14 protein-coding genes are annotated in these 20,200 nt (G+C 73.8%); 5 read left to right on the top strand and 9 right to left on the bottom strand.

Going from position 1 to position 20,200, the window contains the following annotated elements; translation table 11 throughout:
• Positions 1-376: 376 nt before the first annotated feature.
• Positions 377-667, bottom strand: a complete 291-nt coding sequence (gene rpsO / locus AB0O82_RS27050; RefSeq protein WP_363586534.1) for a 30S ribosomal protein S15 — start codon at positions 665-667, stop codon at positions 377-379.
• 209 nt (positions 668-876) lie between these two features.
• Positions 877-2,334 (bottom strand): type VII secretion integral membrane protein EccD, encoded by a 1,458-nt coding sequence (gene eccD, locus AB0O82_RS27045; RefSeq protein ID WP_363586533.1) that lies wholly within the window; start codon positions 2,332-2,334, stop codon positions 877-879.
• A 367-nt stretch (positions 2,335-2,701) separates the two neighbouring features.
• Between eccD and eccCa the strand changes: the two genes are divergently transcribed.
• Together eccCa and AB0O82_RS27035 are read left to right on the top strand one after the other, a co-directional pair.
• Complete coding sequence (gene eccCa, locus AB0O82_RS27040) at positions 2,702-6,646, top strand: type VII secretion protein EccCa (protein ID WP_363586531.1); 3,945 nt, start codon at positions 2,702-2,704, stop codon at positions 6,644-6,646.
• A 482-nt stretch (positions 6,647-7,128) separates the two neighbouring features.
• Complete coding sequence (locus tag AB0O82_RS27035) at positions 7,129-8,538, top strand: APC family permease (RefSeq protein ID WP_363586530.1); 1,410 nt, start codon at positions 7,129-7,131, stop codon at positions 8,536-8,538.
• Between the two features lie 70 nt (positions 8,539-8,608).
• Here the strand turns inward: AB0O82_RS27035 and AB0O82_RS27030 are convergent, their stop codons facing one another.
• From AB0O82_RS27030 to AB0O82_RS27005, 6 genes are all read right to left on the bottom strand, one after another.
• Entirely contained in the window at positions 8,609-9,847 is a 1,239-nt protein-coding gene (locus tag AB0O82_RS27030) for a hypothetical protein (protein ID WP_363586529.1), read from the bottom strand.
• A gap of 79 nt (positions 9,848-9,926) precedes the next feature.
• Positions 9,927-10,469, bottom strand: coding sequence for a SigE family RNA polymerase sigma factor (locus AB0O82_RS27025; protein WP_363586528.1), 543 nt, complete (start codon positions 10,467-10,469; stop codon positions 9,927-9,929).
• 130 nt (positions 10,470-10,599) lie between these two features.
• The gene (mycP, locus tag AB0O82_RS27020; protein ID WP_363586527.1) at positions 10,600-11,832 is read right to left on the bottom strand and encodes a type VII secretion-associated serine protease mycosin; all 1,233 of its coding nucleotides are present in this window, start codon (positions 11,830-11,832) and stop codon (positions 10,600-10,602) included.
• Between the two features lie 100 nt (positions 11,833-11,932).
• Positions 11,933-12,229, bottom strand: coding sequence for a WXG100 family type VII secretion target (locus tag AB0O82_RS27015; RefSeq protein ID WP_363586526.1), 297 nt, complete (start codon positions 12,227-12,229; stop codon positions 11,933-11,935).
• A gap of 102 nt (positions 12,230-12,331) precedes the next feature.
• A complete protein-coding gene (locus tag AB0O82_RS27010) occupies positions 12,332-12,637 on the bottom strand; it encodes a WXG100 family type VII secretion target (protein WP_350885676.1) in 306 nt (101 codons plus the stop codon).
• 181 nt (positions 12,638-12,818) lie between these two features.
• Positions 12,819-14,534 (bottom strand): type VII secretion protein EccB, encoded by a 1,716-nt coding sequence (locus AB0O82_RS27005; RefSeq protein WP_363586525.1) that lies wholly within the window; start codon positions 14,532-14,534, stop codon positions 12,819-12,821.
• Between the two features lie 179 nt (positions 14,535-14,713).
• Between AB0O82_RS27005 and eccE the strand changes: the two genes are divergently transcribed.
• The 3 genes from eccE (at position 14,714) to AB0O82_RS26990 (ending at position 19,200) form a co-directional block, all read left to right on the top strand.
• Positions 14,714-16,144, top strand: a complete 1,431-nt coding sequence (gene eccE / locus AB0O82_RS27000) for a type VII secretion protein EccE (protein WP_363586524.1) — start codon at positions 14,714-14,716, stop codon at positions 16,142-16,144.
• Positions 16,144-16,911, top strand: a complete 768-nt coding sequence (locus AB0O82_RS26995; protein WP_363586523.1) for a hypothetical protein — start codon at positions 16,144-16,146, stop codon at positions 16,909-16,911. Before eccE ends, AB0O82_RS26995 begins: the two co-directional genes overlap by 1 nt.
• 129 nt (positions 16,912-17,040) lie before the next feature.
• Positions 17,041-19,200, top strand: a complete 2,160-nt coding sequence (locus AB0O82_RS26990) for a MinD/ParA family protein (protein ID WP_363586522.1) — start codon at positions 17,041-17,043, stop codon at positions 19,198-19,200.
• 55 nt (positions 19,201-19,255) lie between these two features.
• Here AB0O82_RS26990 and AB0O82_RS26985 read toward each other — a convergent pair whose 3' ends face one another.
• Entirely contained in the window at positions 19,256-20,200 is a 945-nt protein-coding gene (locus AB0O82_RS26985; protein ID WP_363586521.1) for a bifunctional riboflavin kinase/FAD synthetase, read from the bottom strand.

The following is a 20,200-nucleotide window of genomic DNA, read 5'->3' as shown; positions in this document are numbered from 1 at the left end:
GAGGACGGCAGTCGGGCCGGTCTTCGATCGAAGCCTCCGGGGTGCTCCGCTCGGTCTGCGGGGCTTCCGGGGGCCACTACCGAGGACCGGCGCCTCACGGCTGCCGGGCCGGGACGGGCGGTCCGCGTCTGGACGCTCTCTCGGATGCGGGCGGCTTCCGTTTGAAGCCTTCGGCCCGCGGGGGGTTCGGGTTCGTCTGCCCGGGTGGCGCGCTGGTGCGCCATCACCGGGCATGCCCACAACCCTACGGTGCAATCCTCGGCCACCTGGGGAGGTACGCGCGAGTTGTTATGTCCGGGCGCCGCGGCTCGGGGTGTCCGCGGCATACGCGCGAGGGGCGGCTCCCCGGTGTGGGGAGCCGCCCCGAGCGGCGGTCTTAGCGGGCGCCACCGGCGGCACCGCGGCGGATGCCCAGGCGGTCGACGAGCGTACGGAAGCGCTCGATGTCCTTCTTGGCCAGGTACTGCAGCAGGCGGCGGCGCTGGCCGACCAGGATCAGCAGGCCACGACGCGAGTGGTGGTCGTGCTTGTGGATCTTGAGGTGCTCGGTCAGGTCCGCGATGCGGCGGGAGAGCATGGCCACCTGGACCTCGGGGGAACCGGTGTCGCCCTCCTTCTGGCCGAACTCGGCGAAGATCTGCTTCTTGACGTCAGAGGCGAGAGCCACTGCAACTCCTTCAGGGTGTACCGAGCGGTCCTGGTCGACAACACAGGACTCATGAGGACTCGGTGTCGTGACGGAGCGCGGCCGGCGGTCTGCGACCCACCGGAGGCGGACACACGGCTGCGCTCGAAGGCCAAGGGTACCAGTGCCGCCCACCCGGCCGGCCGGCGGGCCGGACGGGCCGAACGGGGCGGGCGGCACGGGCCGGCCGGTCAGCTGGTGGCGCCGCGGACCAGCCGGTAGACGTCCAGGACGGCGAGCGCCAGCGGGACGAGGGAGATCAGGGTCAGGCTGTCGACCAGGTCCAGGATGCGCCCCCAGAACGGGGAGACGCCGAGCCGGGGCACCACCAGCGCGATCGCGGCGAGCAGCGCCGCGCCGAACGCGATGGAGGCGGCCAGCCAGACGGTGCGCAGGTCGACCTCGGCGGAACTGGCAGCGCGCAGGATGAACTGCGGGGTGTGCAGGGACAGGCCGATGATCAGCAGGGCCAGACCGAGCAGCCCGGCGATGGTGAGGCTGAAGACCTGCGCGGTGTAGCGGAACAGCCGGGCGCGCAGCATCGTGGCCAGGCCCAGGGCGAGCGCGAGCAGCTCGGGGAACGTCCGGTCGGTGAAGCCGAGGACGGCGCAGGAGCCGACCACGACCGCGGCGCAGCCGCCGACCAGGCCGACCAGGACCTCGTGGCCGCGGCGGGCCTGGTGGGCGATCCGCTCGTACTGGACGGCCTCGGCGCGCTCGGCCTCCTCGTCGTAGTCGCGGCTGCGGGTGCGGGTCTGGCCCGGGGCGCTGAAGCCGACGGGCAGCCGGGCGAAGCGGGCGGAGAGGCCGGGCAGGAAGCCGACGGCCGCGACGGCGGTGATGCCGGTGACGGCGGCGATGTGCCCGGCGGGGGTGTCCGGCAGCAGGACGGCGGCGAAGGTGGCGAGCGCGCCGGCGGCGGCGACCAGGGCGGCGGCGACGAACACCGCGTCCTTCTCGGGGAGCAGTCCCACCAGCAGCACGGCGACCACCAGGACGGCGACGCAGCCGGCCAGGAACTGGAGCCGGCCGGGGCCGTCCCACGGGTGGGCGACGGCGAGGACGCCGCTGCCGCCGATCATGGCGTGCGGCAGGGCGCCGAGGCCGAGCGCGAGGGCGGCGTGGGCGTCCTGGTAGACCCGGGCGCGGACGCCGGCCAGCGCGGTGAGGACGACGGCGGTGACGCCGGCCAGGACGCCGGGCAGGCCGTGCATGTCGTGGCGCAGGTCGGCGAACCAGAGCGCGAAGCCGAGCAGGACGAGCAGCAGCGCGGCGCCGATCAGGCCGAAGGCCCGCATGAGTTCGGCGCTCCAGAGTCGGCGGTCGGTCTCGACGGCGCTGGCGATCGCGTCGGCGACGTCGTCGTAGACGGCCGGCGGGAGGGACTCGGCGAAGGGGCGCAGCGCGAGCAGGTCGCCGTCGCGGACCTGCTGAGCGGCGAGCGGCAGGCCGCTGTCGAGGACGGTGCCGTCGCGGCGCACCAGGTGGAAGCCGGTGGGCGCGCCGTCGGGCTGGCTCTGGTTGGCCAGGCGCAGCACCTCGGGGTAGACGTCCGCGAGCGGGACGTCCTCGGGCAGGGCGACGTCGATCCGGCGGTCCGGGGCGACGACGGTGACCCGGCAGTAGCCGGTCGCGGTGGTGTCGCTCATCGCCGCACCTCGGTCCTTCGACGCACTGGGCGCTCCCCCTTGTTGACGGTGCCGCGGCACGGCGGCGCTCGGTGTGGCAGTGGAACCGGCCCGACCGGGCCGCGAGTTGGCGCGGCGTTACCCTACCCGCTCGGTTCGTGCCCGGCCCCGGTGCGGGCCGGGCCCCCGGCGGGGGGTGCGGACGCGGGCCTGGCGGGCGGTGCGGGGGCGACCGTTAGGATCGGCCCCTGCGCGCGGTACGGGGGGCGGCGCCGTGTGGTGCGTCCTCGCCCTGGCGAAACCCGTACGAGCCGTACGAGTCGTACGAGTCCAGTTGCGTGAGGGCTGATGCCGAAGTGATCGATCGACGCCGCGGGGTGGATGACACATGGGTGTGATCACGGTCAAGCGCCCGGGCCGGGCCTATCCGCCGGCGGTGCCGGACGAGCCGGTGGAGCTGGTGACCCCGCCCGAACTGCCCCGGCAGGGCGGCGAGGACTGGCTGATGAGCATCCTCCCGATGCTCGGCATGGGCGGCTCGGCGGTGTTCTTCTTCGCGCCGGGCGCGGCGGCCCCGATGAAGATCATGGGCGGCCTGATGGTCGCCTCGACGGTCGGCATGGTGCTGGCGCAGATCATGCGGGCCCGCAAGGGCGGTTCGACCGCGATGGCGGACGAGCGGCGCGACTACCTCAAGTACCTGCAGCAGATGCGCCGCCAGGTGCGCCGCACGGCGGAGCGCCAGCGCGGCGCGCTGCTGTTCCTGAACCCGGCGCCGGACCAGCTGTGGTCGATCGTGGCGGACGGCCGGCGGCTGTGGGAGCGCCGCACCGGGGACGGCGACTTCGCGCAGATCCGGGTGGGCCTGGGCCCGGTTCAGCTGTCGACGCCGCTGGTGGCGCCGCAGACCGCGCCGATGGACGAGCTGGAGCCGCTGTCGGCGGCCGCGATGCACTCCTTCCTGAAGGCCCACGGCACCTTGCAGGACCTGCCGCTGGCGGTGTCGCTGCGCGCCTTCTACCACGTCACGGTGTGCGGGGACGCGGACTCGGTGTACGGCAACGTGCGCGCGATGATCGCCCAGTTGACCACCCTGCACTCGCCGGACGACCTGCTGGTCGCGGTGGCCGCGGCGCCGGGCGCGGCGGAGGAGTGGGAGTGGACCAAGTGGCTCCCGCACAACCAGCACCGCAAGGAGGCCGACGGCGCGGGCTCGCGCCGGCTGATCGCCACCGACCTGGGCGAGCTGGAGTTCCTGTTGCAGGACGAGCTGGCCGGCCGCCAGCGGTTCGTGCGGGACGCGGCGCCCGCGCCGGACCAGCCGCACCTGGTGGTGGTGATGGACGGCGCCGGGGTGCCGCCGAACTCGCTGCTGGCGAGCCCCGAGGGCGTGCAGGGGGTGACCGTCATCGAGGTGGTGCCGGGCGACCTGGACGAGCCGAGCGGGCACCTGATGGTGACGGTGAGCCCGCAGGAGCTGGTGCTGCGCTCGGCCTCCGGGGCGACGTACACCGGCACGCCGGACCTGCTCTCGGTCTGGCAGTCCGAGGCGCTGTCGCGGCAGTTGGCGCCGTACCGGCTCTCGGCCGGCGGGGACGACGAGCCGCTGCTGTCGAACCTGGACTTCACCGACCTGATGAACTCGGGCGACCCGGGCTCCTTCGACGTGACGCGCAGCTGGCGCCCGCGCGCCCAGCACGAGCGGATGCGGGTGCCGATCGGGGTCGGCGCGAACGGCGAGCACGTCTACCTGGACATCAAGGAGGCCGCGCTGGAGGGCATGGGCCCGCACGGCCTGTGCGTGGGCGCGACCGGCTCCGGCAAGTCGGAGCTGCTGCGCACCCTGGTGCTGGCGCTGGCGATGACGCACTCCTCGGAGATCCTGAACTTCGTCCTCGCCGACTTCAAGGGCGGCGCGACCTTCTCCGGCATGGCGGACATGCCGCACACCTCCGCGGTGATCACCAACCTGGAGGGCGAACTCACCCTGGTCGACCGCATGCGGGACGCGATCGAGGGCGAACTGCACCGCCGCCAGGAGCTGCTGCGCTCGGCGGGCAACTACGCCAACATCCACGAGTACGAGCGGGCCCGGGCGGCCGGCGCGGCGCTGGACCCGCTGCCCTCGCTGGTGCTGATCATCGACGAGTTCTCCGAACTCCTCACCGCCAAGCCGGACTTCATCGAGATGTTCATCCAGATCGGCCGGATCGGCCGGTCGCTGGGGGTGCACCTGCTGCTGGCCTCGCAACGCCTGGAGGAGGGCAAGCTGCGCGGCCTGGACACCTACCTCTCCTACCGGATCGGTCTGCGCACCTTCTCGGCGGCCGAGTCGCGGGCGGCGATCGGGGTGCCGGACGCCTACCACCTGCCGCCGGTGCCGGGCGTCGGGTACCTCAAGTTCGGCGAGGACGTGATGGACCGGTTCAAGGCCGCGTACGTCTCGGGGCCCTACCGGGCGCCGGGGCAGCAGCGGTCGACCGGCGGGCGGCGGGTGAACGCCCGCCCGGTGCTGTTCACCGCGGCCCGGGTGGAGCCGCCGGAGCCGGCGGTGGAGGAGGAGGCGCCGCTCGCCCCGGAGCAGGACGACGCGCTGGTCGACACCGTGCTGGACGTGTTCGTGCAGCGGATGACGGGCCAGGGCCCGGCCGCGCACCAGGTGTGGCTGCCGCCGCTGGAGGAGGCGCCGAGCATGGACCACCTGCTGCCGCCGCTCCAGGTGGTGCCGGAGCGCGGGCTGACCGCGCCCGGCTTCCCGGCGGGCCGGCTGCGGGTGCCGATCGGCATCGTGGACAAGCCGCGCGAGCAGAAGACCGACGTCCTGGAGGTCGACTACGCGGGGGCGGCCGGCCACGGCCTGGTCGTGGGCGGCCCGCGCTCGGGCAAGTCGACGGTGGTGCGCACCACGGTGGCCTCGTTCGCGCTCACCCACACCCCGCGGGAGGTGCAGTTCTACCTGCTGGACTTCGGCGCGGGCAGCTTCCAGTCGCTGGCCGGGCTGCCGCACGTCGGCGGGGTGGCCGGGCGCCTGGACGTCGACAAGGTGCGCCGGATGGTCTCCGAGGTGCACGGGGTGCTGAACCGGCGCGAGGAGCTGTTCCGGGCCGCCGGGATCGACACCATCGGCACCTACCGGGCCCGCCGGGCGGCCGGGCAGCTGCCGGACGAGGCGTTCGGCGACGTGTTCCTGGTGATCGACGGCTGGAACACCTTCAAGCAGGAGTTCGAGGTGCTGGAGCCGGTGATCGGCGACATCGCCCAACGCGGCCTCGGCTACGGCGTCCACCTGGTCATCACCGCGGCCCGGTACGCGGAGGTGCGCCCGGCGCTGAAGGACCTGCTGCAGAACCGGACCGAGCTGAAGCTCGGCGACCCGATGGAGTCCGAGGTGGACCGCCGGGTGGCGCAGAACGTCCCGCCGCTGGCCGGGCGCGGCATCACCCCGGAGCGGCTGCACTTCCTGTCCGGCCTGCCGCGGCTGGACGGCTCCTGCGCGGTGGACGACCTCCAGCACGGGGTGGCCGGCCTGGTCGCCGCCGTCGACGGGGCCTGGACCGGGCCGCGCGCGCCGCAGGTGCGGATGCTGCCGGCCGTCCTGGACGGGAACTCGCTGCCGAAGGGCTTCGAGCGCCCGGAGCGCGGGATCGCCTTCGGCGTGGACGAGGCCGAGCTGGCACCGGCCTTCGTGAACTTCGAGACCGACCCGCTGTTCATCGTCTTCGGCGACACCGAGTCGGGGAAGTCGGCGCTGCTGCGGATGCTGGTCAAGCAGATCACCGAGCGGTACACCCCGGACCAGGCGGGCATCGTGGTCGGCGACTACCGGCGCGCGCTGCTGGGCGCCGTGCCGCCGGAGTACCTGGTGGAGTACGCGGCCGCGCAGCCGGCCATGGCGGCCATCGTGGACATGCTGCGCGGGGCCTGCGCGCGCCGCCTGCCCGGCCCGGACGTCACCGCCGAGCAGCTGCGCAACCGCAGCTGGTACAGCGGCAAGGACATGTTCGTGATCGTGGACGACTACGAGCTGGTCGCGACGGGCTCGGGCAACCCGCTGGCGCCGCTGGCGGAGTTCCTGCCGTTCGCCCGGGACATCGGCCTGCGGGTGATCGTGGCCCGCAGCGCGGGCGGCGCCGGCCGCTCGCTGTACGAGCCGGTGCTGCAGCGGATGCGCGAGCTGGGCGGGCAGGGCGTGATCCTCTCCGGCAACCGGGACGAGGGCGCGCTGCTGGGGACGGTCAAGCCGATGCCGCTGCCGCCGGGGCGCGGGGTGTACGTGTCGCGCCGGGCGACCGGCGGGCAGATGGTCCAGACGGGCTGGCTGCCGCTGGTGTGACGGCACCGGCGCACCGCGCCGGCGGCTACGGACAGTGATCGAGGGGTCGGGCTCACGGGAGCCCGGCCCCTTTCGCGTCCCAGGTGTCGAAACGTTACCTAGATCTTTCCGGCGCGGGGCTGCGGTTCCCGCACCCCGCCCGGGGGTTGCGGCCACACAGGGGGGCGCCTGGGCGTATCGCCGTCCGACTCCACGGACACCTTTGAAAGGTGGCTTGCAACACTCTGTTCACCTTGGATTCAGTTGCAATGTGGCAGAGGTAACAAGTCGGGCAAAGCTCGCAATGACCGTACGTGATCATCGGATCGCATGTCTATGCCCTTCCGCGCAACGGATTCCGAAGCATTTCGGCCATTGACGCAATCAATACGCCCAGGTTCCATTGCGACCCAGGAGCGACCCCACCAGAACCCCGAGCAGACAGCCAGCGGAGGCGATACCGCTCCCACCCACAGGACCGCACAGAGCCGATCGGAAGCCACATGACCGACACGCTTCGCCCGCCACGCGCCGCGACCCCCGCGACGGCCGACACCGCCGCCGCCGCGCCCCAGCAACTCAAGCGCTCGATCGGCGTGGTGGGCGGCACCCTGCTCACACTGTCCTGCGTCACCCCGGCCTCCACGCTCTTCGTGATCGTCCCGGAGCTGTTCTCCAGCATCGGCAGCGCCACCGCCCTGGCCATCGCCATCGGCACCGTGCTGTGCGTCGCCGTCGCGTTCTGCTACTCCGAGCTCGGCACCCTGATCCCCAGCGCCGGCGGCGAGTACGCGATGGTCGGCACCCTCGCCGGGCGGCTGGCCGGCTGGCTGGTCTTCGTGCTCTCGCTGATCGTCGTGATGATCGTCCCCTCGGTCATCGCCCTCGGCACCGCCGACTACCTCGCCCCCGTGCTGCACCTCGACAAGGCCATGACCGGCGCCGCCGTGATGCTCGCCGCCACCCTGGCCGGCCTGCTCGACCTGCGCGCCAACGCCTGGATCACCGGCGTCTTCCTGGTGCTGGAGGTCATCGCGGCCGGCGTCGTCTCGGTGCTCGGGTTCTCCCACGCCAACGGCGACGCCCCCAGCCTGCTGCACGGCGTGGTCACCGGGGACGGCGGCGCCACCACCACGGTGAGCATCGGCGCCATCGTCGGCGCGCTCGGCATCGCCCTGTTCATCACCCAGGGCTTCTCCACCGCCGTCTACCTCTCCGAGGAGCTGGAGAACCCCCGCCGCAACGTCTCGCGCACCGTGCTGTGGACGCTCGGCATCTCCTCCGCCGTCATCCTGGTCCCGGTCGTCGCCATCACCATGGGCGCCCCCGACCTCCAGACCCTGAGCTCCGGCGACATCTCCGGCATGGTCACCGCCTGGAGCAACTCCGCGGTCGGCACCTTCATCAGCCTCTGCGTCGCGCTGGCGATCATCAACGCCGGCATCGTCATGGTCATCCAGAACTCCCGGGTCCTGTTCGCCTCCGCCCGTGACAAGGCCTGGCCCGAGCCGGTCAACAAGGCCTTCGGCACCCTCGGCCGGTTCGGCTCCCCGTGGGTCGCCACCCTGGCCGTCGGCCTGCCCGGCGCCGCGCTCTGCTTCGTCAAGGGCGCACTGCTCAGCAACATCACCGGCGTCGCCGTCACCGGGATGTACCTGCTGGTCGCGATCGCCGCGCTGCTCTCCCGCCGCGCCCACCACAAGCACGCCGCCGCCTGGCGGATGCCGCTGTGGCCGGCCGTCCCGGTGGTGCTGATCGCCGTCCTCGTCTACGTGATGACCCAGCTGGACACCGAGCCCCTGCTGTGGACCGGCGGCATCACCGCCGCCGCCACCCTCTACTGGCTGTTCTACCTGCGCCCCCGCCAGGACACCCGCTGGGTGATCAGCCTCCCCGAGGACCAGCAGCCCTGACCCCCACCCCTCCCCCACACGGCAGTGCCCCGGGCTCCCCCTCGCCCGGGGCACTGCCACGTCCGCACCGCTACTTCTTCAGCTTCCACACCGGCGCGGTGGCGATCGCCTCCAGCTGGTCGTTGCTCAGCGCCGGGGTGCTGCGGGTCGCCGGGGTCTGCTGGGTGCCGCTGTTGAACGCGCTGATCACCACCCGCAGGCCGTCCGCGTGCAGGGTGTCGACGGTCCACATGCCCGGGTTGGAGCCCCGCTTGCCGACCACCACCCTGGTGCCGTCCGGCTGTGCCCGGGCACTGCCGAACAGCTCCTCCTTGGTCTTGTCGTCGCGGGACCAGTCCTGCACGTTGATCTGCACCATGGACTTGCCCTTGCCGTCGTCGACCACGAAGTCCGCGTAGCCAGGCTGTCCCCCGGTCTCCGTCTCGGTCAGCCCGGACGGCAGCAGCTTGGCGACGATCGCCAGGATCTCGTCCTTGCCGTACTCCTTGCCGTTGTCCGGCCCCGGCTCCGACCGCGGCTCGGGGAACTTGGCGATGATCCCGTCCCAGGCCTTGTCGGTGACGACCGCCCTCAGCTGCTCCGGCGACAGCGGCGGCGTCCGACGGCTGTCCGGTGCGCCCTTCTCCGCCTCGGCGTTCCACTCCGTCAGCTCGATCACGCGGCCGTCGGCGCCGCCCAGCCAGGCGGACCACCTCTTGGTGCCGGCCTGCTTGTTCGGGTACTCGTAGCCCTGGAACAGGGTCAGCTTGCCGCCGCCCGGCAGGCCCGCGCTGGTGCAGGCGTCGTACGGGACGAGCTTCCGGTCCGGGCAGCCGTTCTCCGTCAGGACCGGGCTGCCGGCCCCGACCCGGTTGACCGAGACCGCCATCGCGGCCCTGCCCCGACCATCGTCGAAGACCAGCGTGCCGCCCTGGCGTTGACCGGCGTTCTCGTCGCTGGTCCGGCCGCCCGGCAGCAGGCCCCGCAGGGTGGCCAGCACATCCTCGCCGGTGACCTCGCCCGGCTCCGCGGAGGAGGCCGCCGCGACCGGGGCCGCCGAGCCGCTCCCGCTGCCGCCGGCGGTGCTCGGGGCGGCCGCGGGCACCGCACTCGGGCGCGGCGAGGAGCCGGTGAGGTACACCGCGCCGGTCCCCACCAGGGCCAGCGCGGCCGCGCCGCCCACCACCGCGGCGGTCGAGCGGCGGCGCCAGCGTCGGCGGCCGCGCTGGTACCCGCCCGCGAGCAGGTCGGACGGCTCGGTGCGGAAGCCCTCGCCCGTACGGGTGAGGGCGTAGAGAAGATCGTCCTCGAACTTGTCCGGTTCGGACATGGGTGGTCACCGTCTCCTTGCGTCACGAAATTGCGTCACGGGTTGCGTCACGGGTTGCGTCACGGACTACGAGCAGTGGTCAGCGAGCGGCGAGCTCGGCCAGCGAGTCGCCGAGCAGGCCGCGCAGCCGGTCCAGCGCCCGGGTGGTGCGGGTACGGACCGCCCCCAGGGAGGAGCGCAGCACCTCGGCGGTCTCCGCGACGCTGCGGTCCTCCCAGTAGCGCAGCACCAGGACCGCGCGGTCCTTGGGCGGCATCCGGCCGAGGGCGTCGAGCAGGGTCATCCGCAGCGCGCCGTCCGCCTCCCGCGCCTCCGACTCGGGCACCGCCCCGATGGGGCGCTCGGTGCTGGAGCGGCGGCGCTGCTGGGCGAGGAAGGTGCGCACCATCACCGTGTGGGTGTAAGCGGCCGGGTTGTCGATCCGGTTCCGGCCGCCGGTCCAGGCGCTGCGCCGCCAGAGCACGTACATCCGGCTGAGGGCCTCCTGGACGAGGTCCTCGGCGTAGTGGGTGTCGCCGCTGGTCAGCAGGCAGGCCGAGCGGTACAGGTGGCCGGTGCGGCCGGACACCAGCTCCAGGAACCCGGCGTCCTCGGCCTCCCGGCCCGCCCCGATCCACCCCATGCCCGCCACTCCCCCGTGTCCCCGCTCCCCGACACTCCTTGGATGCGGTGAGCGGCCCACGACGTTACAGCCGTTCCGGAGGATTCTTCCGCGCACTCCCCGGGCACCGGGCGGGTGCTGCGCACACGGATCAGTCGGCGGACCTGCGGCGCAGGTCGCGCAGGACGACGCCGCCGCCGATGAGCAGCGCGACCAGCAGCGCCCCGATGCCGAGGACGTACGTCGCGGTGCGGCCGTCGCGGTCGGCCTGGGTCTCGCCGAGGCCGACCGGCCGGGGCACGATCGGGGCGGCGGCCAGTCGGACGGGGGCGTCCGGGGTGGCGGTGAACGGCGCGCTCTCGGGGGCCTTGGTGACGGCCCTGACCGGGTCGACCACGCCCCAGCCGACGAACCGGTCCGGATCGCGCTGGGTGCGCTGGGCGGTCTGCTCGATCCAGGCCCGCACCTGGGCCGGCTTCCAGTTCGGGTGGGCGCCGACCAGCAGCGCGACGAGCCCGGACACGTACGGGGCGGAGAAGCTGGTGCCGTTGTCGACGCACTGGCCGCCCCTGGGGACGGTGGAGAGCATGTCGACGCCGGGTGCGGCGACCTTCACGAAGGAGCCGTACTGGGAGAACGGGGCGCGCTCGTTGTTGCGGTCGGAGGCGCCGACGGCGAGCACGGTCGGGAAGGCGCCGGGGTAGGTGTCGCCCTCCTTGCCGTCGTTGCCGGTGGAGGCGACCACCACGACGCCGCTGTCCTCGGCGGCCTGGACGGCGGCCTTCAGCTCCTGGTACCCGCCGAAGCCGGCGGCGCCGGCACCGCGGACGTCCTGGGAGATGTTGATGACCTTGGCCTTGGCCCTGACCGCCTCGTTGACGGCCTGGACCAGGGTGGAGACGTCGCCGTTGCCGTCGCTGTCGTTCTGGCGGATCGACAGGACGGTGGCGTCGGGGGCGAGCCCGACGAAGCCCGTCCGGTCGTAACGGCGGGCGGCGATGATGCCGGCCACCTTGGTGCCGTGGCCGACCGGGTCCTCCTTGGAGCTGCCCGGGACCTTCTCCTTGGTCTCCCGGTTCACCACCAGGTTGGAGCCCTCCAGGACCTTGCCCGCCAGCTGCGGGTTCTGGTCGTCCACGCCGGTGTCGATGACCGCGACGGTCACCCCCGCGCCGGTGGTCCGACCGCCCTGCCACAGCTCGTCCAGCAGCAGGCGCTGCAGCGACCACGGCACGGTCGGCACGTCGGGCGCGTTCTTCGGGCAGTCGCCCGCGGCGGCCAGCCCTGGTCCGCTGTCCGCGTGCGCCGGGGCGGCGAGCGGGCCACCCAGCACGGCGAGCGCGGCCAGTGCCGCGGCCGCCTTCCGGTACCCGCGTCCGGACACCCTGCCACCCCTCATGTCGTCCACCCGTGCCGCGCACCGAAGGGCGGGTGCCCGGAGTCCGAGCACCCGCCCCCTCACGTTCCCGCTGGGGAACGCGTGGTCAGCTGTTCCCCCACAGCTTGGCGTTGTTGTTCTCGGTCGTCCGGTAACTCTGCGCGGCGCCGTCCAGCGAGGAGGCGATCTGCGTGCAGACCTTCTGCAGGTCGGCGGCGCGCGCGTCCCACTGGGTCTGGTGGGCCTGGTAGCCCTGCTGGGCCGCGCCCTGCCAGCTGGACGCGATGCGGTTGACGTCGCCCTTGAGGTCGTTCAGCAGGTGGTCGATGCGACCGGCCGAGGCGCGCACTTCCTCGGCCGCGTGGTGGACGGTCTCGAAGTTGACGAGGATGTGGTCGGACACGATGTCTCCCTTGACGAGGATGCGGAGCACCCCGCGCTCAGCCGCGGGCGCCCCACCGAGCGGAAGGTCGGAACAGAACGGTGATCAGCGCGGTGCGGCTGATCAGCCCTGGGCGTTGGAGAACAGCGCCTTCTGCTCTTCCTCGGTGCTCGCGTAGTGCTTGGTGGTCAGCTCGATCGCGTGCTGGATCGCGGTGAGCGACTCCTTCAGCTTCGCGATGTCGGTGTTGACCTGGTCCTGCAAGGCCTTGTAGGCGTTCGCCGCCTGGCCCTGCCAGCCGCCGGTGATGCCATCGACCGTGCTGATGAGCTTCTGCCGCTCAGCCTCGATCTTCCCGATCGCGTCCTCGATCCGCTTGGCGAAAGCCAGCATCTCCTGAGCCGTCATCGTGAACTGACCCTGAGCCATGCTCCACCATCCCCCATGAGACAGACATTGCGTGTACGGAGGGCAGCGCGGCCCGACCGTCCCATCACCCTAGTGATGTCCAGGAGCACTGTAGTCGGCACACGCAGCTCACCCAACACCGAACTCGGCGCAGTTACCAGACCATGACACTGAGGCCAATTCCGTTGCCGGGCTTGGTCGATCAGGCGTTCTGCGGCTGGGCGGCGCTCTTCGCCGTCAGCGGCGGGCCGGCCGGAACGAGGTCCGACCACTCGTGCGGCACCGGGAGCGGCTGGAGCTCCTTGTAGCCCAACCGGGCCTGGTTGGCGCCCGATTCGTCCTGCGGCGGCTGCTGGTCCGGCGTGGTGGCGCCCGGCTGCGGGGTGGGCGTCTTCGGGGCGCCGCCCTGGCCCGGCTGCGCGCCCTGGCCCGGCTGTCCGCCCGCACCCGGCTGCGCGCCGGGCGGGGTGGTGGCGCCGCGACCACCGTCGCCGTTGGCCGGCACCGAGTAGCGCAGACCGGTCTCGGTGATCAGGAAGTCGGTGCCGGAACCGCCCGCCGCGTTGTCCAGCGCGCGGTAGAAGAGGCCGTGCCCGGGCGTCACGTACGCGGCGCCCGCGCCGTTGTTGTACGGCGCCGGGTAGGACGTCCCGGCCCAGACGCTGCGCCGGGGCGTGCGGCCGTCCTCGGCGACGCCGTCGAAGGTGCTGCACACGACCAGGCGCGCGTCCTGCCGGTCCTGCCAGTTGTTGGCCGGCGCACCGGACTTCAGCGGCCAGTCGTCCCCGGTGCTCGGCAGCCGGACGTCGTTGCCGAGCTTGGCGTGGTCGGCCGGGGTCATCTCGTCGCTGCGCGGCCGCTTGTCGCCGTCGTACTTGTAGAGGTCCTGGTAGTCCGGGTTCTGCCGGATCAGCTCCGCCTGGAACGGCGTCACCAGGTAGAGCCGGTCCTTGCCGACCACGTAGTGGCGGTCCTGGTAGTGCACCAGCCGGCCGATCCGGCGGTCGGCCTGGTTGCCCAGCTCCACCGAGGAGTTGGGGTTCGGGCTGTCCGCCACCCCGTCGACCTTCGGGAAGGTGATCGGGCTGCCGGTCACCAGGGTGTCCAGCCACTCGCGCTTGACGCGCTGCGGCACCGCGTTGGGCCCGAAGACCGCGGTGATCAGCGACTTGCGCTCCTTGTCGTCCGCCTGCGGCGAGCCGATGCCGTGCTTGCGGCCCTGCGCGTCGACCAGGAACACCTTCGCGTCACCCGGCCTGGCCGCGGGCTGGCCCGGCGCCGGCTGCGCGGATACCTGCTGCTCGTCCGCCTGCTGCACCAGCAGCAGCTGGTCCTGGCCGAGCATCCGGTCCTTGCCCGCCAGCGCCGCCGCGTCCGGGCCCGCCGCCACGAACACCGCCTGGTTGACGGTCTCCTGCTTGTCGTCCGAGCCCGGGCGGTCGCAGACCGACCACTTCATCGGCTTGTCCGCGTTGTCCCTCGTCGGCAGCTTGTCCGGCGCGTACGGGATGCCGATCGTCGGGCCGTGGTTGGGGTAGCTGTCGAGCACCCCGTCGTCGACCACCACCACCTTGGCGTCGGCCGGCAGCACCAGCCGCGCCGAGGACATGTTGAGCACCTGGTGCAGCCGCTTGGTCCGGCCGTCCGGGTCGGTCAGCACCACGTACCGGGTGGTCGACTTCTTGCCCTGGACGACGTTCTTGCCGTCGTCCCAGTGCAGCGGCGCGCTCGGTTTGAACACCCCCCACAACCCGAACCCGGCGACGATCACCGCCCCCACCAGCACGCTCGGCAGCACCGCCTTCACCGGGCGCGGCGCGTCCTCGTCGCTGCCGCCGCCACCGGGCAGCAGGAACGCCCCCACCGTGCGCTTGCGGGCGAAGGTGTACGCGTTCAGCTCGTCCCGGCGCGATGCCATCCTCGTCGTCCCCCTCGTCAGACACTGTCGGACCGGCCTGCACCGCCCCCCGCACCCGCCGGGCGGGAACCCGTACGAACCCTCTACGATGCGGCAGCAGACGGTGAGTACGGTACGGGTACGGTCCGCGCACCGGCCAGCCGGGCCGCGGCAACTGATCAGAGAGGGTCACCCGGGGGATGCCAAGCCAGACCGCTCCAGGACGCCGCGGACCGGCAACGGGCGGGAGGTCGCGCCGCTCCGGCCGGGCGCAGCGCGGCGGCCCCGCGCCCGGGACCGCGCCCGGGCAGCCACTGCCGCCCGTCGGCGAGAGCAGCGGCCGTGACGAAGGCGGTCGCGGGCCCGTCCTGCTCCGGATCAACCCCCGGCCCGGGCTGCTCGGCGGGCGGCTGAGACTCCAACAGCTCGTCCTGGTCGAGGTAGCGGCCGCGCTGGTCGCGGTGGGCTGGACGATCAGCCGGCCGGTCGCCGCCGGCTTCGGCGCGGTCGCGCTGGTCCTGGTGGTGCTCGCCGTGATCCCGCTGCGCGGCCGGACCATCCCCGAACTGCTACGAGTGCGCGCCGCCCTCAAGTCCCGCCGCCGGCAGGCCCGCGGCACGCTGCCGCCGGCCGGCACCGACCCGGCACTGGCCCCCGCCCTGGAACTCGAACCGGCGCTGCGCACCTGCACCCACGCCACCGAGGCCGACCTGGGCGGCCGCCCGGTCCGCCGGGAGACCGGCATGGTCGGCGACGGCACCTTCCTCAGCTCGGTGCTGCTCGTCCAGGCCAAGGACCAGCCGCTGCGCCCGGTGCGCACCGCGCTGCCGCTGCCCCTGGACGTGATCTGCTCGGCGCTCCAGGTCGACGACATCACCCTGGAGTCGGTGCAGCTCGTCCAGCACACCCAGCCGGCCCCGGCCCCGCACCTGCCCGAGCAGTCGCTGGCCGCCCGCGCCTACCGCGAGCTGCCGGACGGCACCGCCACCCCCGGGCTGCGGCTGACCTGGGTGGCGCTCAAGCTCGACCCGGAGCGCGCCGCGGCCGCCGTCCGGGCCCGCGGCGGCGGCGAGGAGGGCGCCCGCAAGGCGCTGCAACGGGTGACCGACCAGCTGGCCGGGCGGCTCAACAGCGCCGGGTTCAACGCGACCGTGCTGGACGAGCGCGAGCTGATCGCCGCGCTGGCCATCTCCACCTGCGCCAACCCGCTCGCGGTGGCCGGGCGCCAGGGCACCGGCAGCGGCGGCGGCACCACCCGCCGCACCCAGGAGGGCAGCCGGTTCTGGCGGATCGACGACCGCTGGCACAGCACCTACTGGATCTCCCGCTGGCCGCAGCTCAGCCGCCCCGGCGGCTCGCCCGGCCGGATCGCCGCACCCGACCTGGTCAACCTGGTCACCGGCTCCCCCGCGCTGGCCAGCACCTTCAGCCTGACCGCCGGGCGCGGCACCGGCGGCTCGGTGACCGTCAGCGGGCACCTGCGGGTGACCGGGCGCAGCGAGAGCGAGGTGACGCAGGTCGGCCGCCAGGTGGAGGCGCGGGCGCAGGGCGCCGGACTCGGCCTGGTCCGGCTCGACCTGGAGCAGGCCCCCGGGGTGCTCGCCACCCTGCCGCTGGGAGGAGCGTCCTGATGGCGTACCAGACCTATCCGGCCCCCGGCCCGCAGCACGGCGCCGAACGGCCCCGGGCGCGGTCCCGGATCCTGCCCGGCTTCGGGCTGCGCGGCCCGCGCCGGGAGAAGCACGTGCTCGACGCCGCGGACCTCGGGGCGCTGGCCTTCCCGGTCGGCGACGACGGCGTGGTGATCGGCGTCGACCCGCAGGGGCTGCCCGCAGTGCTCGGCCTGTTCCGGCCCAGCGCGTACGACCTGGTGCTGGTCGGCGGCGTGTGGACGGCGCAGGTCATCGCGCTGCGGGCGGCCGCGATCGGCGCCCGGGTCGCGGTGGAGACCGCGCGCGGGCAGCTGTGGGGCCCGCTGGCGCAGGCCGCGGGCGGCGGGCAGCCGTGCGTGACGGTCCACCAGGTCGGCCGACTCGGCCCGCAGGGCGCCTCGGTGGCCTCACCGGTCCTGGTCGTGCGCGACCTCGGCGCCCGCCCGCCGCGCAGCCGGCTCTCCGCCGCGCCCTGGCAGACCACCCTGACCCTGCTGCCGTACCTGGGCCCGAACGCGGCCCGGGTGCTCAACGCGGCCGACCTGGTGGGCGTGCAGCGGGTCTCCCCACAGGAGGCGGAGCTGACCGGCCGGGTGCTGTCGCTCCCGCCGGAGGACGTCGCCGCGCTGCCCACCCTCGGCGACGACCTCACGCTGTGGGCCACCCGGATGCGGCGCCAGTACGTGCGGGCCGTGGCCGGGCAGGCCGAGCAGCAGGTTCTCGGCGGTCCGCGCCGGATGGACTGAGCGGCGGCGCCGGGCCCGGGGGGCCGCTCCGGATCCGACGCCGCCTTCAACGGGGGTTGCCGCACGGCCTAGTCTTTGATGCGGCAACGGCACCGCTGAACAAGCGGCGGCGAACACGAGGGAGCCCTAGTGAGCAGCGATCGGGACGGCGTCTACGTCGGCGACAACGCGGCAGAGGACGACGACGACTGGTCCGACGCGCCCGACTACACTCCCCCGTCCTGGTACGTGCAGACGGACGCCTCGGCGGCCCCGGCGGTGCAGGCTCCGACGGCCCCGGCCCCGGTCCTGCAGGCTCCGACGGCGGCGCAGGCTCCGCAGGCCGCCGCTCCGGCGCCGGTGCCCGCCCAGGCCCCGACGCCGGCTCAGGCGCCCGTGCCCGCGCAGCCCGTACCCGTGCCGCCCGTGCCGCCCGCACAGCCCGTCCAGGCCGAGGCGCAGCACGTCCCGTTCCCGGCGTCCGCCCCTGCCCAGGCCCCCGCCCCCGCGTTCGAACAGCCACCGGCCGTCGCCCCGGGCTGGCCGGCGGAGGTCCCGGCGCAGCCGCAGCCCGCCCCGGCCCCGCAGCCGCCGCACCCGGCCCCGGTCTCGGCCGCGCCGCCGGCGCAGCCCGCCCAGCCGGTCCCGCCGCAGACGTACCCGCAGCCGCCCGCGCAGCACCTGCCCCCGCAGCAGCCGCTGCCGCCGCAGGACGCGCAGTCCGCCGCCGCGTGGGCCGCCCAGCAGGCCGCCGCCCAGCCGCAGCCCGCACAGCCGCAGCAGCCGGCCCCGCTGTCCGCGCCGGTGGATCCGCGCCAGGGCGGCTGGCCGCAGCCCCCCGCCTACCCGCAGTCGGCCCAGCCCCAGCCGCACGAGTACCAGCCGTTGCTGCCGGGCTCGCCGCACGAGCAGTCCGGCGGGGTGCAGCCGTGGCCGCCGCAGAGCGCCGTCGCACCGCCGCCGGTCGCGTTCCCGCATTCCGCCGCCCCGCAGCCGCCCGTGGCGCACGGTGCGCCACTCGGCTACACCGCCGCGGTCGAGCTGTCCTCGGACCGGCTGCTGCGCAGCCAGCCCAAGCAGCAGCGCCAGCAGCCGCGGTTCCAGTTCGGCGGCAAGGCGGCGGCCGCCGAGAAGTCGCGCAAGCTGGAGATCATCCGCACCCCGGTGCTGAGCTGCTACCGGATCGCCGTGATCAGCCTCAAGGGCGGGGTCGGCAAGACCACGACCACCACCGCGCTCGGCGCGACCCTGGCCAGCGAGCGCCAGGACAAGGTGATCGCGATCGACGCCAACCCGGACGCCGGCACCCTGGGCCGCCGGGTCAAGCGCCAGACCGGCGCGACCATCCGCGACCTGGTGACGGCCATCCCGCACCTGCGCAGCTACATGGACATCCGTCAGTTCACCTCGCAGGACCTCAACTCGGGCCTGGAGATCCTGGCGAACGACGTCGACCCGGCGGTCTCGACCACGTTCAACGACTCGGACTACCGCCAGGTCATCGACGTGCTGGGCCGCCAGTACCCGATCGTCCTGACCGACTCCGGCACCGGCCTGCTGTACAGCGCGATGCGCGGGGTGCTGGACCTCGCCGACCAGCTGATCATCGTCTCCACCCCCAGCGTGGACGGCGCCTCCAGTGCCTCGACCACCCTGGACTGGCTCTCCGCGCACGGCTACGCGGACCTGGTGCAACGCAGCATCACGGTGGTCTCCGGGGTGCGCGAGACCAGCAAGCTGATCAAGGTCGAGGACATCGTCGCGCACTTCCAGACCCGCTGCCGCGGGGTGATCGTGGTGCCGTTCGACGAGAGCCTGGCGGCCGGCGCCGAGGTCAACCTCGACATGATGCGGCCCAAGGTCCGCGAGGCCTACTTCGAGCTGGCCACCCTGGTCGGCGAGGACATCGTCCGGGCCCAGCAGGCCGCCGCCCAGCAGTCCGGGTGGCAGCAGCAGGCGCAGGCCACGCCGTACCCGCCGCAGCCACAACCGCAGCCACAGCCGTATCCGGGTCAGGCCGGTCAGGCCGCTCAGCCCGCCCCCGGGGCGCCGTGGGCGCCGCAGCCCGGCCAGGCCCCGCCGCCGCCCCCCGGCTACGGCTACCCGCAGCAGCCGCCCGCCCCCACGGCCTGGCCGCAGCCGGGCGCCCAGCAGCAGCCGGCCCCGCAGCCGGGCCCGGGCTACGGCTACCCGCCCGCCCAGGGCCAGCCGCCGCAGCCCGCCCCGCCGTCCCAGCCCACCTCGCCGTCCCCGCCGGACGGCTACCAGCCGCCGCCCGGCTACGGCCACCCGCCGCAGCCCCCGCAGTGACGCCGAAGGGCCCGCCGACCAGGTCGGCGGGCCCTTCCCCGTGCTGCGGCAGTGCTCAGACGCCGTCGGTCAGCTCGCGGGCCTGCTTGACGTCGTCGGCCATCCGGTCGAGCAGCGCGTCGATGGAGTCGAACTTCTCCATCCCGCGCAGGTAGGCCAGGAAGTCCACGGCCACGTGCAGCCCGTACAGGTCCAGGCCGACCCGGTCGATGGCGTACGCCTCGACGGTGCGGGCGGTGCCGTCGAAGGTCGGGTTGGTGCCGACCGAGATGGCGGCGGGCATGCGCTCGCCGTCGGCGGTCAGCCAGCCCGCGTACACGCCGTCGGCCGGGATCGCGCTGTGCGGCACGGTCTCGACGTTGGCGGTGGGGTAGCCGAGCTCGCGGCCGCGCTGCGCGCCGCGCACCACCACGCCCTCGACCCGGTGCGGGCGGCCCAGCACCTCGCCGGCGCCGGCCATGTCGCCGGTCTCGACCAGCCGCCGGGTCAGGGTGGAGGAGAACGGCTCGCCGGCCCCGGCGGCGCCGCTCACCTGGAGGTCGACCACCTCGACGTCGAAGCCGGCCGAGCGGCCCAGCTCGGTGAGCAGCGCGACGTCCCCAGCGGCCCGGTGCCCGAAGCGGAAGTTGGGGCCCTCGATGACGGCCCGGGCGTGCAGGGCGTCGACCAGGACCTGCTGGACGAAGGTCTCCGGCGACTCCTGGGACAGCTCCGGGGTGAACGGCAGCACCAGCACCGCGTCCACGCCGAGGCCCGCGATCAGCTCGGCGCGGCGCGCCTGCGGGGCGAGCAGCGGCGGGTGGCTGCCCGGGCGGATGACCTCGCGCGGGTGCGGGTCGAAGGTCACCACCACTGCGGGGAGGCCGAGTTCGCGGGCCCGCTCGACCGCCCGACCGATGATCAGCTGATGCCCGCGGTGCACCCCGTCGAACGAGCCGATGGTGACGACGCTGCGTCCCCAGTCAGCGGGGATCTCCTCCAAGCCACGCCAGCGCTGCAC

Origin of the sequence: Kitasatospora sp. NPDC088264 (assembly GCF_040685715.1) — a bacterium.
GTDB lineage: Bacteria > Actinomycetota > Actinomycetes > Streptomycetales > Streptomycetaceae > Kitasatospora.
The sequence above is the reverse complement of the archived record's forward strand: the minus strand, read 5'-3'. Positions and strand labels throughout refer to the sequence as shown.

Bases quoted from the DNA above. Each gene is read 5' to 3' on its own strand.
- AB0O82_RS26995 (WP_363586523.1), top strand. From the start codon at position 16,144: ATGGCGTACCAGACCTATCCGGCCCCCGGCCCGCAGCACGGCGCCGAA.
- AB0O82_RS27025 (WP_363586528.1), bottom strand. From the start codon at position 10,469: ATGGGGTGGATCGGGGCGGGCCGGGAGGCCGAGGACGCCGGGTTCCTG.
- eccD (WP_363586533.1), bottom strand. From the start codon at position 2,334: ATGAGCGACACCACCGCGACCGGCTACTGCCGGGTCACCGTCGTCGCC.
- AB0O82_RS27030 (WP_363586529.1), bottom strand. From the start codon at position 9,847: ATGTCCGAACCGGACAAGTTCGAGGACGATCTTCTCTACGCCCTCACC.
- AB0O82_RS27035 (WP_363586530.1), top strand. From the start codon at position 7,129: ATGACCGACACGCTTCGCCCGCCACGCGCCGCGACCCCCGCGACGGCC.
- eccE (WP_363586524.1), top strand. From the start codon at position 14,714: ATGCCAAGCCAGACCGCTCCAGGACGCCGCGGACCGGCAACGGGCGGG.
- eccCa (WP_363586531.1), top strand. From the start codon at position 2,702: ATGGGTGTGATCACGGTCAAGCGCCCGGGCCGGGCCTATCCGCCGGCG.
- AB0O82_RS27010 (WP_350885676.1), bottom strand. From the start codon at position 12,637: ATGGCTCAGGGTCAGTTCACGATGACGGCTCAGGAGATGCTGGCTTTC.
- AB0O82_RS27005 (WP_363586525.1), bottom strand. From the start codon at position 14,534: ATGGCATCGCGCCGGGACGAGCTGAACGCGTACACCTTCGCCCGCAAG.